Source organism: Saccharicrinis carchari, assembly GCF_900182605.1.
Taxonomy (GTDB): Bacteria; Bacteroidota; Bacteroidia; order Bacteroidales; family Marinilabiliaceae; genus Saccharicrinis; species Saccharicrinis carchari.
This window is the reverse complement of sequence record NZ_FXTB01000002.1, coordinates 1-18,304: the sequence shown is the minus strand read 5'-3', so window position 1 is coordinate 18,304 and position 18,304 is coordinate 1. Positions and strand designations below refer to the sequence as shown.

General features: G+C 42.0%; 12 protein-coding genes and 1 rRNA gene. 9 read left to right on the top strand and 4 right to left on the bottom strand.

What is annotated here, in order from left to right:
• The first annotated feature begins 62 nt into the window (after positions 1-62).
• The 3 genes from FN809_RS04685 to FN809_RS04675 all read left to right on the top strand — a co-directional run bounded on the left by FN809_RS04685 (position 63) and on the right by FN809_RS04675 (position 4,416).
• Positions 63-1,364 (top strand): MATE family efflux transporter, encoded by a 1,302-nt coding sequence (locus FN809_RS04685; protein WP_142532341.1) that lies wholly within the window; start codon positions 63-65, stop codon positions 1,362-1,364.
• 555 nt (positions 1,365-1,919) lie between these two features.
• On the top strand, positions 1,920-3,500 hold the full coding sequence (locus FN809_RS04680) for a vWA domain-containing protein (protein ID WP_142532340.1): 1,581 nt from the start codon (positions 1,920-1,922) through the stop codon (positions 3,498-3,500).
• Positions 3,501-3,603: 103 nt separating this feature from the next.
• Entirely contained in the window at positions 3,604-4,416 is an 813-nt protein-coding gene (locus FN809_RS04675) for a hypothetical protein (RefSeq protein WP_142532339.1), read from the top strand.
• 2 nt (positions 4,417-4,418) lie between these two features.
• Here FN809_RS04675 and FN809_RS04670 read toward each other — a convergent pair whose 3' ends face one another.
• The gene (locus tag FN809_RS04670) at positions 4,419-6,026 is read right to left on the bottom strand and encodes an ELWxxDGT repeat protein (RefSeq protein ID WP_142532338.1); all 1,608 of its coding nucleotides are present in this window, start codon (positions 6,024-6,026) and stop codon (positions 4,419-4,421) included.
• Between the two features lie 366 nt (positions 6,027-6,392).
• Here FN809_RS04670 and FN809_RS04665 point away from each other — a divergent pair, with 366 nt between their 5' ends.
• The 4 genes from FN809_RS04665 to FN809_RS04650 all read left to right on the top strand — a co-directional run bounded on the left by FN809_RS04665 (position 6,393) and on the right by FN809_RS04650 (position 9,573).
• On the top strand, positions 6,393-6,914 hold the full coding sequence (locus tag FN809_RS04665) for a DUF6978 family protein (RefSeq protein ID WP_142532337.1): 522 nt from the start codon (positions 6,393-6,395) through the stop codon (positions 6,912-6,914).
• Positions 6,911-7,699, top strand: coding sequence for a DUF1828 domain-containing protein (locus tag FN809_RS04660; protein WP_142532336.1), 789 nt, complete (start codon positions 6,911-6,913; stop codon positions 7,697-7,699). Before FN809_RS04665 ends, FN809_RS04660 begins: the two co-directional genes overlap by 4 nt.
• 408 nt (positions 7,700-8,107) lie before the next feature.
• Positions 8,108-9,115 (top strand): IS110 family RNA-guided transposase, encoded by a 1,008-nt coding sequence (locus FN809_RS04655; RefSeq protein WP_185957449.1) that lies wholly within the window; start codon positions 8,108-8,110, stop codon positions 9,113-9,115.
• A gap of 23 nt (positions 9,116-9,138) precedes the next feature.
• Complete coding sequence (locus FN809_RS04650; protein ID WP_142532334.1) at positions 9,139-9,573, top strand: DUF6077 domain-containing protein; 435 nt, start codon at positions 9,139-9,141, stop codon at positions 9,571-9,573.
• Between the two features lie 182 nt (positions 9,574-9,755).
• On the opposite strand, the gene FN809_RS04645 is transcribed toward FN809_RS04650, so the two are convergent.
• Positions 9,756-10,676, bottom strand: a complete 921-nt coding sequence (locus FN809_RS04645; RefSeq protein ID WP_246095462.1) for a proline dehydrogenase family protein — start codon at positions 10,674-10,676, stop codon at positions 9,756-9,758.
• Between the two features lie 442 nt (positions 10,677-11,118).
• Here FN809_RS04645 and FN809_RS18125 point away from each other — a divergent pair, with 442 nt between their 5' ends.
• Together FN809_RS18125 and FN809_RS04635 are read left to right on the top strand one after the other, a co-directional pair.
• Complete coding sequence (locus FN809_RS18125; protein WP_142532333.1) at positions 11,119-16,059, top strand: PKD domain-containing protein; 4,941 nt, start codon at positions 11,119-11,121, stop codon at positions 16,057-16,059.
• 86 nt (positions 16,060-16,145) lie between these two features.
• Complete coding sequence (locus tag FN809_RS04635) at positions 16,146-17,216, top strand: PorP/SprF family type IX secretion system membrane protein (RefSeq protein WP_142532332.1); 1,071 nt, start codon at positions 16,146-16,148, stop codon at positions 17,214-17,216.
• Positions 17,217-17,437: 221 nt separating this feature from the next.
• Here FN809_RS04635 and FN809_RS04630 read toward each other — a convergent pair whose 3' ends face one another.
• Positions 17,438-17,869 carry an Hsp20/alpha crystallin family protein gene (locus tag FN809_RS04630; RefSeq protein WP_142532331.1) on the bottom strand — a complete coding sequence of 144 codons (432 nt, stop codon included), beginning with the start codon at positions 17,867-17,869 and terminating at the stop codon, positions 17,438-17,440.
• Between the two features lie 360 nt (positions 17,870-18,229).
• Positions 18,230-18,304, bottom strand: a 5S ribosomal RNA gene (gene rrf, locus FN809_RS18250); the annotation flags it as partial.

The window sequence follows — 18,304 nt, the reverse complement described above, 5'->3', positions numbered from 1 at the left end:
TTTTGAGATACAAGATTTAAACTATTCTAACTACCTTTTCCTCATCAAAAAAACTGATAACGGTGCACAAAGACATCCTTAAATTATCCATCCCTAATATTTTAACCAATATTACTGTCCCCTTACTCAGCATGGTAGATTTGCACTTGATGGGCTATCTGGATTCGGAGCTTTTTTTAGGTGCCGTGACATTGGGTGGTGTAATTTTTAATTTTGTGTATTGGGGTTTTGGTTTTTTGCGCATGAGCTTAAGTGGAATAGCAGCTCAAGCCTATGGAAGGAAAAATAATAACGAAATGGCCATGGTACTGTTCCGAGGTATGGCTATAGCCGTTTTGGGTAGTTTGTTGTTACTGCTGTTTCAAGGAGCTATCGAAAAACTGGGCTTTGCGCTATTGGGCGGATCGCCCGAAGTAACGGAATTGGCCAGGAGCTATTATTATGTAAGGATTTGGGCTGCCCCCGCCGCCATAGCACTTATGGTAATAAACGGCTGGTTTTTAGGCATGCAAAATGCTTTATACCCCATGCTAATTGCCGTAACCATAAACTTAATTAATATAGCTTGCAGCTTTATACTGGTTCGGGAGTTTGGTATGGAAGAACGGGGTGTGGCCTTTGGTTCAGTGATTGCTCAATACACCGGTTTGCTGTTGGCTGCGGGGCTATTCCTCAAGAAGTACCGTGCAGTTCTCAACTACTTTAAGGTGAAAGCTATTTTTGTTGTCGCCGAACTAAAAAGCTTTTTAAATATTAGCGGAGACATATCCGTGCGTATATGGTGCGTAGTAGCGGTTTTTACCTTTTTTACTTCTGAATCGGCAGAATATGGCGATGTAGCACTGGCAGCCAATAGTGTTTTACTACAGTTTCTTTTCCTGTTCTCGTATTTCTTAGACGGTTTTGCCTATGCCGCCGAAGCAATTGTGGGCAAGCATTTTGGCGCATCCAACAAAACAAAATTAATTGAAGCTTCAAAAAAATTATTCTACTGGGGTGTATTTTTTGGCCTTTCCTTTACCCTGGCTTATTATTTTGGTGGAAATTGGATGTTAAATGTATTCACCAATAACCAAAGCGTGATCGACGAAGCAGAAAAGTATATGCCCTGGTTGATCTTTATCCCCATCGCCAGTTTCGCATCCTACATATGGGACGGCATTTACATTGGCGCCACCGCATCAAAGGCTATGCGTAACACCATGCTCGTCTCCTCCATTCTGTTTTTCTTTGTGCCCTACTATTTCTTTTACCACTATATGGGCGTACACGCCCTATGGATGTCCATGCTGCTGTTTATGTTGTCAAGAGGTATAACGCAAACCGTTTTAGCCAAGCGTGCAGTTTATGCAAAATTGGTATAATAGAGCTGATAACATCCCGGCAAGCTATACAGCTTAAATTCATATAAAGCTCAGGCTCTCTGTTTTTTATCTCATCCCATATTTCTATGGGCTACGTGAGTATCCAGATTTTTCCCGCAGGAATAAATCTAAAATTCTGCATGACAGTCTTTGCCAGCATGAATGCTGCCCAAGCATGTCGCTTATCTATTAAATCAACCTATCCCCTCCCCTTTATCCGGGGGACGTTTTGCTTCGGATTTGAGGTACGCCCTGCTACACGACCCCACCGATGCCTTGTTTAGCCTTTAGCACTTTGACCCAAAATAAATAATCCACTAATAAATTCTACCTCAAACCTCTACTGCATGATTGTACATAAAAACATACTTGACTTTTATACTACAAAGCACTCCGCATGCCGAACTATATTTAGCTTTCCCTGTTATTTTTAAGTACGCATCCCTATAGAAACAAAAGCTATATCCATTTTTAATTTAAACGCCTGCGAGCCAGATGGTTTTTTGGGCAGAGACAATTTGAATATAAAAAGGTTCCTATAGCAATTTGTTCTTAATGGCAACCTATCTAATACGTTATAGATGTATTCCTACTGCTTTGGGAGCCGATATTTTTTACTTCAAACCATCATGCCCGCTTTTGAGCTCCACGCTAAGGTGGAAGCCTGCCTGGCCGGTGCCGGATGGAATGGCTTTGCCCCTTTCTCAGGCAGGCCGGAAATACGATATAAAAAACAAAGCCATGAAAACATCACTCTCTCTAATCCTCTGTTTTTGTATTACTTTGGAAGCTAATGCACAAAATAACATTACCCCTTCGCCAATCATTTTTATTTACGATGCCAGCGGCTCAATGTGGGGACAGATGCAGGGACAAACCAAAATGGAAATTGCGACAGAGGTGTTGACTACCGCCATAAGCAAGCTCCCCGACAATCAAAAAATTGGATTAGTGGCTTACGGTCACCGCAAAGAAGGCGACTGTGCAGACGTGGAATTTTTGGTGGATGCGGAAAGCGGAAGCAAAGCGGAGGTGATAACATCCATTAAAGGCATCAAACCATTGGGTAAGACGCCCTTGGCCTATTCGGCATCGCAGGTGATAGATAAATTGCGCCAAACAAAACTTAGCGCTACCGTCATCCTGATCACAGACGGCATAGAATCGTGCGACGGCAACATCTGCAATGTAATAAAAGCGGCCAAAGAAGAAGGGATCGACTTTAAAATCCATATCATCGGTTTTGGGTTAAAATCAGGAGAAACCGGGCAGCTGCAATGCGCCGCACAAGCCGGCAACGGCTATTACTATGATGCGTCAGACGCCGATGGCCTGTCCGATGTTTTACAACAGGCCACTGCAATAACCATTGACAAACCCGAAGGCAATGTTTCGGTGTATGCCATTAAAAACGGGATACCCATCGACGCCTGGATCAAAGCATACGACATTGTTGCAAAGCGACGACCTATCAGCGTTCGTACATATGGCGATACAGCTTACTTTTATCTACCCCCGAGCAAATATAATTTTGAGGTAAGACCTTTGGGAGGCAGTGATGTGGATATGATTACCATCCCCAACATCGAAAGCTTTGAGGATAAAATGGTACACCAAACTATTTCGTTCGATGGCGGGATATTGGGCATTACCACTACCAACAACGGAAAAAACTGGGACTGCATCGTAAAACTCTTCGATGCGAACAACAAAATGGCTGCCTACGTTCGCACTTATCAAACCCCCAAAGAAGTAGAAGTAAATCCAGGCATTTATAAAATTACGGTACAGGCATTGGCCATGAATGGCACCGAAACAAAAACCCAAATAAAAGACCTTACCATTATAGCAGGACAATCCACCCCTGTATCGTATGATTTTAAAACGGGCAATTTTCAAATTTACACCAAAGCAGGCAATGAAAACATCGACGCTGTTGTTACCGTAAAAGAAACAAGCACAGGTACGAGAGTTGCCAGCTCCCGCACGTACACCAAAGGTGCAAAGTTTTTATTGAACCCGGGCATCTATGAGGTTAAAGCAGCTCCTCTTGGTGAACATAAAACCAAAGCTGCCCAAACATTTACGGTAGAGGTGAGGCAGGGTGAGCTTACTACCAAAGAAATAAAATTTTAGTTGGGTAGCCTGCGCACGTAACAATACTTTTACAGATACGTATTTGCAATAAAGCGTATAAACCAACGTTCTGAAAGAATCAAACACAACAAATTTATTTAAGATGAAAGCAAACACACTATTTTCTGTATTGGCAAGCGCATTATTGCTTGTACTGCTAAGCACCTCGTGCACCAAGAATGACGAACCCGGTAACATGCCCGAGCTTCCCCCGGTAGAATCCCTTATGATGGACTTTGGCCAATTTATCGATGAGCCGTCGGACAATGAAACATTAAAAGCGGGTTATACCTATGGGAATGCGTTGTATTCCTATGTCTCCGTTTCCTTTTGGAATGTTATGGTGACCGTACCGATGGTGATCCCCGTTGCCGTTTACTTAGAATCCTTTAATCATACGCCCCAATACCTTGGCGACAATACCTGGCAATGGGCCTATACCGTTACCGAGGGAGCCGATGCTTATTCGGCAAGGCTGGTGGCCACAAGGATATCCAATGCGGAGTTCACGGCCGAAATGTTCATCAGCAAAGCCGGTTCGTATGAAGACTTTAAATGGTTCGAGGGCACTGTACGCTACGACCGTACCCACGCCGATTGGACCATGTACGAGAGCCCGGCCAACAATGTGGCATGGCTGAACATAGAATGGAACAAGAATTGGGAACAGGACGTTTCGGACATTAGCTACAAGATAGTTAAGCCCGGCGATAAAGAGAATGGCAGCTACATTACCTACGGAATAACCAATGATGCGGATTACGACGCTTTTTACACCATCTCTTTATCGGAAAAGCAGACCTTTATTAAATGGAACCGCAACAACAAAACAGGCACCGTTAAAGATGAAGTTCATTATGGCGATGCCCTGTGGCATTGTTGGAACGAAGATGCACAAGATGTGGATTGTAATTAATATTATTTTTTCACAAACTTATTCGTCATCCGAGAGATACCGTTTTCTAATGTGATAAAGTAAATGCCGGGATTCAGGTCCGAGATATCGATCTTGTATTCCCGGCTTTCCTTGTTGAACCCGTTCATGACTTCTTTGCCCCTAATATCTGTTATCCGATACCTGAAACTTTGGTTTAGTTGGCTTTTAACGGTCAATTCTTCCGCTGCCGGATTAGGATATATTTCGAACGCCGGGGTTTCCGTTGGCTCTTGTTTAACCGAGACTGGAATGTCGGGTAGTTTTAGTTTATACAGCCTGGAATTGTAGTTGTAATGGGCATGAAAGTAAAGATACCCGTTGATTTCCGTAAATCCACCCGGATATGAACTGTTGTACTTATACCCGATGTTATGTACCATCACCGTGCCCTCTTCGGTGCCATCGGTTTGCCAGAGTTCTGTGCCGTTTATTCCATCATCGGCCGAGAAGAAAAGGAGACCTGCCGCCTCGTAAAATCTTCTGGGATAAGAGTGCCCATAAGGAATACCCCCAGGTTCCACATTGATGTTTTTTAGCATTTTAGTGCCCTCTTCGGTGCCATCGGAAATCCAGAGCTCCTGGCCATAGACGCCGTCGTGTGCCTGGAAAATCAGTTTCCCCTGATAGCTGATCAAGGCGTCGGGAAAAGAAGAACCGCTGCTGCCCGGCCAAATGTCTTTCACCAGATTTACCACGCCGGTGTTTTGGTTGTAAACAAAAAGTTCGGCACCATAATCTACATGGGAAGCCCTGAAAAAGATCTTTGTGCCCACCTGGGTGAGATGATAGAGGTCGGAGCCCCCGGCACCCGGGTTGATGTCCTGGATCATTTCAACACTTCCCGGGATGCCTGTTGACCTGGCCAACTCACTTCCGTAATCTTCAAAAGTGGCTCTGAAATAGAGGGTATCCCCAAAAGTCTTTAATCCCGCCGCATATCCATCACTGATCTTTAACGTATTGGCAGCCGTCCCATCGGTACGATTGAGGCCCCTCCAGGTGAAACCACAACTTACGGTTGCAAAAATAAGGGTGCCGTTAAAATCGGTCAGTTCATGGGGAAAGGAGGATCCTTCCTCACATATATTTATCACCACGCCAGTGCCGGCAGAAGTACCATCCGAAGCCCATAGTTCCGTGTATATTCCGGGCCGATAGGTCCGGTAATACAGCAGATCGCCCGAGGCCGTGAGCATGTGGTGCAACTCCATGCCAGCGTCATCCACGTCGGCAATCCATTCGGTGCCTGCTTCCGTGCCATCGCTTATAAAAAGCTGCTCCTTCACACTCATGCTGTCGGCCATGAAGAACAACCTATCGTTAATAACCACAAAATTGTGTGGATAGGCACGCCCCGAAGGATTCAGATCCAGCACCTCGTAGGTTCCCGCTTCTGTTCCGTCGGAACGCCAGAGTTCAGAGTCCCAATCCCCGGTATGACCGGGAAAATAAAGGATGGTATCAATAACAGCAATCGATTGCCCCCTTACCTCGAAGGTAAGTCCGGGAGAGACCCTCTCCGGTAGCTGGGCGCTGCCCAAAACAAAAAAACCGAAGAAAACAATTGAAAATGCAAGAATCTTTTTCATGACGGTAGGGTTTAGAAGATTAAAAATCAGACAATTAAATATATATACAAGTTACGATAAGAAAAGGATGATTGTCAAGTTTTATTGGAGGTTTCACCTTAAAATACTTATCTTTTACACACATTATTAATTTCCAATACAGGCAAGAATATTTATTTAAATGCAGTTAAGCCTATTAAGCGTTTTAGTATTTAATTTGAAAGTAAATACAAATAATAAACATTAGTAATAAAATGAAATGCAAAAGCTTTGAAATTCCATACTGGGCATAGCCAAAACATTATGTCTGACCTTAAATGACGACACGCCAATTTAAATAATTGAAAAATTAGTACATTTGAAATCTAAAATTATAAATAATATAAAATGACGGTTGAACTAGCTGAATATCTTATTGGACTTGACAAATATATTGTTCTGAATGGTGAAAAAAAAAACACCTTTATGATTAATATTCAGCATCCTATGAGTATTCGCTTGACACTTTCAGCACCTGACGATTTAGACCAAAATTTATTGATTAACATTAAAGAAAGTGAAAAAAAATCGTTAAAGATTAGTCTTCATCATCAAGACAATAGCACTCAAAATGGTTTGTTAAGAGTTGATTTTAACGGGCGTCACTTTAACCCGATTGAAATAACTGAAACCGTGCCTGAAACGTTCAGACCTTTTGCAGGGCAATGGTTAGATGATTATGCAGGTCATATACATTATGTAGTAAATGGTTACAAACCCTTAGCTTGGGCGGTACCTTTGGAGGTGGACGACTTTGCGGTAAAAGAACTTAATGGTAGGGAAGATTACATACCAATTCTTAAGGCATTTTTTCAAAAAATCACCCTTAAAACAATTGTCACCTTTAACCATCAAATGAGATTAATATGAATTGGATAAATACATTAATGGACGATTATTACTCTTTTCTAAAGGAAAAAACTTTAGTAACAACCAGTAATTCGTCTGATTGGATAGAAATTAGTACACCTTTTGTTGGTTTGTTTAACGATACAGTTGACATCTATGCTAAAAAAGAAGGTAACCGGATTATTCTATCGGATGATGGCAATACGTTTAGAGACTTGGAATTAAGTGGCCTAGAAATTTCACGCTCTCCCAAAAGAAAAGAAATACTTGACCGAATTCTTATCAACTATGGTGTTCGGGTAAATAATGAAGAATTAATAACCGAAGCTACAGAGAGAGATTTCCCTCAAAAAAAACTACATCTAATATCTGCTATTTTGGAAACAGCAGATATGTATTATTTGGCAAGACATACTGTAGCCTCAGTCTTTAGGGAAGACGTAAAATCATATTTGGATGAGCAGGAACTGATTTATACACCTTATTTTATTTCCAAAGGCAGTACAGGACTTGAATTTACTTTTGATTTTCAAATAGCCTATAGAAATACCGAAATCGTGATTAAGTCATTCAACTCAGTAAATAAAATGAATCTACCTCACTTCTTGTTTACTTGGGAGGATATTAAAAAAGTGCGAGAGCAACAAACCCAGAAAGCTATAATTGGGTTAGCTGTAATAAATGACATTGACAGAGAAGTAAGTGACGAATATCTATCAGCACTAGACAACAAAGGTGCACAATACATCCTTTGGAGTCAAAGACATAACCTTGAAAATATAAACAAGATTAAATTAGTAGCATAATCAATGAAGATATGAAAGAAGGACGAAAGCATAACAAAGAATAACCATAATCATATGAAACGAACCATGCGAATTCGTCACACACACGCGTGTCGCTGAAGCTTTAGCGTAAGCACAGGGGAGGTCATTATTGGCGAGTTCCATCGAATACCAATAAGAACAAATATTTATAATGAGATCGTTAGTTTGTAGTTGACTTAAATACGCAATGAAAATAAAGAATTAAACGTAATTTTTTAACTTGGTAAAAAAGCTCCACCTGCTGCGCTAACTTAAATAATGAGATAGATAAAATCTAAGTTTCATATTAAGGACAGCAGGTCATTGAGTTAAAGCCAGAGAGTATTTAGGGCAGAACCCACTATCACGATGTTAGCCACTCAATACGGAGCATAAAACTAGATGTTTATGCAAGTATATGGAATTGATTTGTCAATGGAAAAGTTTGATGTAAATTTTATTGACGCAAACGGTAAAGAGACTCACTGGTTGGTAAAAAACAAATTGGGTTCTATATCCAATTTCTTAGAAAGTGTTCCTGAAGGAGATGTTTTGTGTGCGGAACATACAGGTGCTTACGGAGACTTATTGGTTTACCTGTGTAACCAGTTAAATCTACATATAGCCCTGGTTCCGGGCTATACAATAAAGCATAGCTTGGGGATAACAAAGGGAAAGAGCGATCCTGTAGATGCAGGAAGGGTCCGGGAGTATGGAGAAAGGTTCTTTGACAAATTAGTGTTCAAGGAGTATGACACAGAAGAAATTGTAGAGCTGAAATCACTTTACACATTGCGTTCTCAATTAGTAAAGACCCGCAAGGGATTAAGGACAGGTAACCATGGGCGTTCTATTTTACCAATGCAAAGCGTAAGTGTAAACAAACATCTTCAAAAGGTATTGCATAACCTGGATGACCAGATAAAGGAAGTAGAAACTGAAATAGAGGCAGTAATAATGGCAAAAAATGAACTCAAAGAGAATTACGAACTGGCAATCACGGTCAAGGGCGTAGGGCCTGTAATAACCACGAATTTGCTTATAAGGACGGGTAACTTTGAAACCATAGGCACGGCTAAAAAAGCGGCCTCTTTTGCGGGTGTATGCCCTTTCCCCAACGCATCCGGAAAGATGGTCGGGAAGTCTAAAACAAGCCCGTTTGCAGACAAAGAACTAAAGTCCTTACTCTATATGGGGGCCAAGTCAGCAGTAAAGCACAACAAAGAATACCGTTTATATTACGAGAGAAAAAAGATGGAAGGGAAGCCACATTTTTTAATCATGAACAACGTAGCAAACAAATTGCTCAGGACAATATATAGTGTTGTGAAAAACAAAACACCATATAGTCGAGATTATATATGTCTTGATCCAAGAGAGAATAATATTAATAGCTCCACTGAAAAAGTGGCTTAAAAACTTGTAAATTATTAGAGTATATGAAAAAACTACTCAAGCCCGCCAGCATCGCTTTTTACCTGTTAATGTTCGTCCTGTTTTTTATCGTAGGCGTTTATGTGCCTATACTAATTGGCGCAGGGAAAAATCAGATGTTGGCGGGAGGAGCCATCATATTGGGTTGGGGCGTAATGTTCGCGGGCATTGCTTTTATCGCCTCCTTTTTTATAGTTTATTACGTCCCGCATAAAATCATCGTAAAACTCAACTGGCTTTTCTTGATATTGTTGGCCATATCCTACGGAATTACCCACCTCCGCTATCTGCAGCGTAATAAAAAACGCCAACAAGAACAGAGAGAAACGGGACAACCCCAGAAAAAACCTACCCAACCGATACTTTATCAAACTACTGGTATAAATGGTACCACCATGTCCGTTACATCAACCGCGGAGGCTACAAACAATCCGAACTAAGCCATTAGAGTATGCCGGGGAGCTGAAAATTAAATATGATTTATCACAACCCCTATCGGTAGTAGAAATCTGGTTGTTGGTAAAGTTGCTTACTCGCCACCGGCAAACACAGGCCAAAGGATGGATACGCCGGTGGAAAGACAATAAACTGCTTATAAGCTTTTCGTTACTGTATAAACGAGCTATCCCTTCACAAATATTGATTTGATGATGTGTTGTGCCATTTTGGGGTTCTCTTTGAGTCGCCGGGTAGAATAGCCGAACCAGTCCTCACCGTAAGGCACATAGACCCTCATTTTATGGCCGTCGGCCACAATACTACTGCGTAGTTTGGGTGTTACCCCGTACAGCATTTGAAATTCATACATATCTTTGGGCACATTGTATTTATCAATCAACTCGTACGCACCCTTTATCAATGCCTGGTCGTGCGTAGCTATGCCCACATAAACGCCTTCGCAAAGCATTCGCTCCAGGAGCTTCAGGTAATTCCGATTTATTTTTTCCCCATCCTTGAAGGCTATGTCTGCCGATTCGTTGTAAATGCCTTTGCACAATCTAAAGTTTAAGGGAGAATCGGGGGTGTGTTCCTTTAGCAACTCTTCCAAATCCGCTTGGGTCCGTTTTAAATAGGCCTGTAATACCAAGCCAACATTATTAGGGAACGCACGCTTTAACCTAAGGTACAGTAACAGTTCCTGATCCACCCTTTGGGCATCTTCCATATCGATGCGTACAAAATTTTTATGCTTACTTGCCAGCGCAACGATACCGCGGATATTTTGGTAACATTTTTCCGGATCAATCAATAAACCAAAGCTGGTAGGCTTGAGTGAGTAATTCCCTTTGATTTGGGCTTTTTCAAAGGACGCAATAATCTGCAGATATTCTTCGAGATGCTCGTCAGCCTGCCGAATATTTGTAATAAACTCACCCAATAAATCCACGGTAACACAAACACCTTGTTCGTTTAGGCTTTGCGACACTTTAATGGCATCCTGAACAGATACTCCGGCAATATATTTTTTTGAGAATACCCAGATAAACTTTTTAGGGCAATACGGAATCACCGTGGCTATCGCTTTGTTAATCATATTTGTCATGTTTATCCCTATTTAGTATCCAACATCACCCTCTGATTCCTCTCTAAAGACAGCAAGCCATTTGTTGCCGCTTAATGTAAAAGTCTATTTATTTACCGTCGAAAAAAATGACTATTCTCACAAAATACAAACTAACATACAACTCAAGAATGCCATAAATCACATTTCAATCAATGAAGCCTTGGCCGGCAAGCAGTAAAGCACTTTTAGTATGCTACAATCATAGAATTTCCAATTTTTAACCTTACGTTCCCCATTAAAAACTTACAAAACACTTCAACCAAATAATGTAATTCACTCACCCATTTATTAAGTACAACAGGGGCTTACACAACACTAAAGGCCATTTTATCATTATTTGTCAAAAGAAAGTAGACCTTAATCAAAACTATTTTCAAAAACTTTCGTTAAAGAACGCAACACAACATTTAAATCAACCAAGGTGATCAATCAACACAACACAACCATTCGCCTGGCCATTTTTACTTTCTTGTTCTCGCTGATTGGTAATATCAGCTTGGCACAAGACTGTTCTTATGTGTCCAATGCGAACGACATACAACCCGATGGACTATGTGCCCCGGTTAACGTAGATTGGGAGGTTATTTATAGAGGGGTGAATAACAATGGGGCATCAGTTCAAATTCAGTATGATTGGGACGACGGAAACCCCGTTGAAATTGTTGATGCCGTGCTAACCAATGCAGTAACAAGAGAATGGACGGCAACGCACAAACATGAATATCCAAATACAGGTAGCAAGTGCAACTACCAACCACGGGTAAACTTAGTTGTTAATGGGGTGGTATGCACCAGCTCTACGCAATTTCAAATTGTAACCGTTTGGGACACCGATGATAAAAACGGTGGCTGGCTTGAAATCGACCCAGCAGTATATCCCATTTGCGTGGGCAACGATGCACTATTCAATTTTACCGACAACAGCCAATGGAACTGCACCCCCACGTACGAAAACGATGTGATTAATGATCTGAATCGCTGGGTTCAGTGGATATATGGAACCGGCGGAACAGACATTTTCGATGCCGAAGTGGATGGTTTAGTTAGGGTTTATCCTTTTGCCGGTAATATTAATCATGTGCCTGGCCCTGTGGAAAGCCCTGTTGCTCCCCATAATACCTCTTTAGATATTTACATCCCCAATCATCATCCGGTAGGTGCATTTTTTGAGGTGACCCTGCGCAACTGGAACGTGTGTAACCCCTACGACGACCCAAGCATTCCGGGGCCACCTGCCAACGCAGCGGACGGCGACTATCCGCCGGAAACAGTTACCGCTATGGCAATAATCGTAGCCTTGCCCGATGCAACAATAGATCCCGTAGCCAATGTATGCGAATCAGAGCCACCATTTTTATTGATAGCTGTTGATGGTGGTGGAACATGGTCGGGGCCGGGCATAAGCGATCCTGCAAGTTCCATGTTTGACCCCGCACTAGCAGGTCCCGGAACACACACCATCACTTATTCCATTACCGATGGTAATGGATGCTCCGATTCAAAATCGGTTGTTATTATTGTAAAAGAATCGCCCAAAGCCGATATTACTCCCAGCGGCCTGACCAATTTTTGCCCCGGTGTAGTTATGGATTTAGATGGTAACCCCAGCGACGGAGAAGCGCCGTATACCCATAGTTGGACGGGACAAACCGGGCCCCTAAACAACACCTCTATTCAAGCTCCTGAATTTCAAGCCTCAACAGTAGGCAAATACAATCTCATTTATCAGGTTACCGATAAAAATGGTTGTTGGGGTAAAGATACCATTGAATTGGATGTTGCAGAAGTTAACATATCCTTTGCCCATAAAAACATTGAAACCTGTTTGGGTACAGCAGTAACACTAAACCCAAATCCTTCCGGAGGTTCCGAATCCTTTGTTTTTCACCAATGGACCGGGGCACGAACCGATAAACTATCCGCCACAGATATACAAACACCCGATTTTACAGCCGACGAAACAGGTGTATTTACCTTCGACTACACGGTTAGGGATTCGTACGGATGTGAAGGGACGGAAACAATTACCATTACCGTTTATGCGCAACCTGTTGCCGATGCGGGAACCGACATTACTGAATGCGGTTTAAAAACAATACTGGCAGCCAATGCCAGCATAGGCAACGGTACCTGGAAAGTTATTAGCGGCCCCGGCAGTCTGGCCTTGGAGTCGTTTACCATACCTGCTCCCAACGTGGTTGCCGATACCTACGGCACCTACTTCCTTCGGTGGACTGAGAATAACCTGGGATGCATCGACTCAATGGACGTAAACCTGACCTTTGTGGAGATGCCCACGCCAAGCGTGATGCCCAACAAGGACACATGCGGACTTTCGCTTCAGCTAATTGCCAACAAGCATATTGGTAGCGGTAAATGGGTAAAGACCGAAGGGCCGGGCAATGCATTATTTTCAGACAGTAGTAAAGAAAAAACTCAGGTAAGCGTTAACACAAGTGGCAAATATAAATTTGCCTGGGTAGAAGATAATGGCCATTGCATTGCAGGAGACACCCTGGAGGTTAATTTCTTTACCGTACCCACAGCGCAAATAACACCCCCCCCAGCCTTGGCTTGTACACCCATGCAGATTGATTTTCAAAACACATCGGTAGATGCCGACAGCTATTATTGGGATTTTGGCAATGGGGTAATTTCGAATCTCGAAAATCCTCAACAAATATTTACAAACAAAACACCCCATGCTGTTGATTACGAAATAAGCATGATAGCCACTACAACAAATGGCTGTGCCGACACCCTTAAGCATAGCGTTAAGGTGGCACCTAGACCTATTTCTTATTTTGATGCCGATAAAAAAACGGGTTGCAGTCCTTTAATTACCAAGTTCACCAATAAGTCGCAGGGCGGTGATAGTTACGCGTGGACATTTGGTGACTCCTCGCCACAAGAAGCCGGCACGGACGCCTTGCACACATTTACCAATATCGAAACCTACACCCAATCGTACCAAGTACAATTAGTTACTACTAACACATACAGTTGTACCGACACATCAAGGCTTTTTGTTTCGGTTTACCCCAATCAACAGTTTAACTTAACGGCAAGCCCCGACAGCGGATGCTCCCCATTAAACACAACATTCACCGCTGATCCGGGCGCATTTAAATATGAATGGGATTTTGGTGATGGACACAAAATACCGGGTGCCGGCATTAACGCAAAGCTTTTTGAAAACAATACAAAACTTAAACAAAAACACAAGGTAACCCTTTACACCACCACATTTTATGGCTGCCTGGACACCACTGAAACAAACATTACAGTACTGCCTTCGCCAACAGCAAAGTTTCAACCGGATAACACCAACGTGTGTGCTCCTAAAGAGGTACTATTCACCAACAGTTCAACCGATGCTGTTCAATCATACTGGGAATTTGGTGATGGCAGCACAATAAGCACTCCCGGCAACCAAAATGTAAATCACAATTATATCAACAACACCTTTACCCCGCGTAATTTCAGAGTCAGACTTGTTACCGAAAATAGCTTTGGCTGTAAAGATTCGATAGATGGCTTTACCATAGTTAATCCGGCAGTTAATGCTTCCATAAGTGGTGCAACAACGGATTGTGCACCTTTTGAAGCGCACTTTGGCAATAACACAACAGGTGCCAACACTTACCTCTGGGATTATGGTGACGGAAACACATCGGCAGGAATGTTGGGTAAAAATATTTTTGAGAATAACACCGATGTCGAACAAGATTACGAAATAAAAATGATAGCTTCATCAGTATACGGCTGCTCCGATACAGCAAGCGTTACCGTGAAAGCACTACCCTCACCCAATACCTATTTTGAACCCAACGACTTTACGGTTTGCTCACCTAAGCAAGTTAAATTTACCAACTTTACCCAAAATATCATTAACTCAGTTTGGCGGTTTGGCGATGGCACTTCCACCTCAACACCTGGCAACGAAAATGTTGAACATACCTACATTAACGATGACTTTGTACCTAAAGATTTTAAAATACAACTCATCACCGAAAATAGTTTTGGATGCAAGGACTCAATGGACGGGTTTACCAGTGTTAAACCAAAGGTAGTAGCTAAAATAACAGGAAGCGACAAGGGATGCTCACCATTAGAGATGAGTTTTGGGAACGAATCGGCAGGTGCCAACAGCTTTGTTTGGGACTATGGCGACGGCAATTCATCTACAGGCTACCTGGGGCTTAACATTTTTACCAACGATACCGATACCGACAAAGAATATAACATAGCAATGGTTGCCCAATCGGCCTACGGATGCAGCGATACGGCACATACAACGGTTACCGTATACGCAACGCCTGCTCCACAATTCAGCGTTACGCCACAACAACAGCAAATGCCACGCTCAACCGTACAAATAGATAACCAAACCACAGGCAGCAACTGGCAGTACTTTTGGGATTTTGGGGATTCAAACACAGCGCAGGATAAACAGCCCAAGCAACACACCTATGCCGATTACGGGAGTTACAGCATTGAGCTAAAAGCATTTTCGGAACACTGCGAAAACAGCTTAAAAAAACAAATTCTCATTATTGCCAATCTGCCTGAGGTAGAATACGGGCCGTCGGCAGAAGGCTGTCCGGCATTAACGGTTGATTTTTACAGCACTGCCAAAAATGCCGAAAACTATTTATGGGATTTCGGCGATGGAAACAGTTCATCGGATCCCAACCCTACGCACACCTATTACACGAAAGGTAAGTACACTGTTAAACTAACTGTAACAGGACCAGGCGGTCAAACTATAAAAGATGATTTAATCATCAACGTATATCCCGAACCCACAGCCCTTTTTGAGGTGTTCCCTAACGTGGTTACCATTCCGGGCGAAACGGTTACTTTTGGTAACAAATCGATGGGAGCCAATAGCTTTTCATGGGATTTTGGTGATGGCCAAAGGTCCATTGAAATGCACCCAAAACACAATTACACAAAAGCAGGAGATTACAGCATTACCCTGGATGCCAAAAACGAATTCGGCTGCACCAACACATATGTTCAGCGCAATGCGGTTACTGCACAAGAGGGGGGCGACATATCCTTTCCCAATGCCTTTACCCCTAACACAACAGGACCAGGCGATGGTCGCTACGACAGAACAGATACCAACAACTACATTTTTCATCCTGTTGTTCAGGAGGGTATTGAAGAATATCAGTTGAAGATTTTTAGCCGTTGGGGACAACTATTATTTGAAAGCGACAACATAAAAATAGGTTGGAACGGCTATTATAAAAATCAGCTTTGCACACAGGGTGTGTACATTTGGAAGGCGACTTGCCGATTTAGTACCGGACAAGTAAAAGTATTAACTGGCGATGTAACTTTAATAAGATAGATGAAACGAGCCATGGATATACTTAAAATTCAGAGGGTGTTATTATTGGCGAGTTCCATATGGCTAATAAAATCAATTGTGAACACATGAATAGAACAATCACCTACCTATTGGCTCTATTTATAGGGGCAGCCATGCTAAACAAGGCATCGGCACAGGATCCCCATTTTTCACAATTTTATGCCAATCCTCTTTATATGAGCCCTTCGCTTGCCGGAGCTACTGATGGCGGAAGATTGATAATGAATTACCGTAACCAATGGCCCGGGATAAACAAAGCTTTTGAAACCTATGCCATCTCTTTCGATAATTTTTTTGGTGCACTCAACAGCGGCTTGGGTTTTATGCTTTATCAGGATAAGGCCGGGAGCGCGGGTTTAACTACCACACAAGGGGCGTTTCAATACAGCTACAATTTAATGCTGAATGATGATTGGCAGATTATTCCGGGTATTCAATTTACCTATGGAAACAAAACCATCGATTTTAGCAAACTCGAATTTGGAGATGAAATGGCGGGTATGGGTGGCTCAGGTTCATGGAGCAGACTCAATAACGAAAAAGCAGAATACATCGATTTTGCCGCCTCCGTATTTCTTTACAGCTCTAAATATTGGATAGGTGCCACCATTGATCACTTGGCTCAGCCCAATTATTCGTTTATGAACGAACGGATGCGAATGCCTCTTAAAACGGTTTTATTTGGTGGAATGAACATATGGAATGAAAGAAGCCGACAAAAAACCTCTCACCGGTCCTTTTCGTTAAGTTACAGGCTGCAGCAGCAGGCCAAAGATGTACAATTAGACATGGGTGTTTATTGGTTTAACGATCCTATTGAAGTAGGAATTTGGTACCGCGGCATTCCCTTTATCACAACAGAAAACAGCACAGGAGTCAATCAGGATGCCATTGTAGCACTTTTATCGTATAAATACGGCCCTCTGCGTTTTGGCTATAGCTACGATGTATCTGTTTCAGGATTGGGATGGAATGCACAAGGCGCACACGAATTATCACTTGTTTTTGAATTTAACCAAAGAATAAACCTAAGGCTAGGCGGCAAAAGACCAGCATTGCCTTGTTCCGAATCAGCAAATCCACTATCCAGTAGCAGCCACAGTAAATACAAACGTAAAAAAAGAAGGGTATTTTAGGGTTAGGAGTTAGGGATTAGGTGCTAGGAGTTAGTGGTTAGGAGTTGGGTTAACTGTAATAACAATCTGCCATAAAAAAGGAGGAAGCCCCTTTCGAGCGTTCCTCCAATTTTTAACAAACTAATACTTCCGTATTTATACAACAATGAATTGAGAATTTTGCTCATGAGCCTTTACATTATTTTGCCAGATTATGACTGAATAATGGTGAAAAGGCTTTATTAAGCTACTTCAACCTTCCGTACAGGTTTTGGTTTTACTTCTTCCCTTTTGGGCAGATTAACACGCAATACCCCATTTTCGTAGGACGCGCCAATAGCGGCATCATCCACTTTTTGTTTAGGTACCCCAAATGTTCTGGTAAAACCAGCATAATTAAACTCTCTTTGCCTGTAAGTCACTTTATCCTCAGCTTCTTTACCTTCGGCCGAAATGGTCAATCTGCCATTATTCAACTCGATGTTAAAATCTTCCTTTTTTAATCCTGCGGCAGCCAGTTCAATTAAATATTGATCATCATTTTCAATAATATTAACGGCTGGAATCGATTTTTGTCCTGAATACATCCCATGCTGATTCATAAAAAAATCACCGCCCATTAAATTGTTTACCAATGACTCAATATTGCTGTTTGTTCTTTTTACTAGTGTCATAATGAAATCCTCCAATTTAAATTTTATAATTATTTACTAATTGTTTCACTCACTTTATCAAAGCCTGTACCACACAAAACTTTAAGACTCAAAGTCGGGTATACACGGCTTTTGAGTGTCATATTGGCACTTTTGAAAGCTTTATAAGCCATTATGGCATTAACAAGTTTACTAATATTTATTTTAAGAGGATATTAGATAATTTGCACTATAAGTCATCCGGATTTCAGAGGCTGGATTGATTTTTCCGCATACCCAAATCGATCCCATTTTTTCTATATGGTGCGTCATGGACGATTATTGGAGGGGTATAAACAAAAAAAGAGCAACCGAAATGAGTTTTCGATTGCTCTTTTTAAAGATGGGCGGCGACCTACTCTCCCACATTTCTGCAGTACCATCGGCGCTAACGGGCTTAACTTCTCTGTTCGGAAT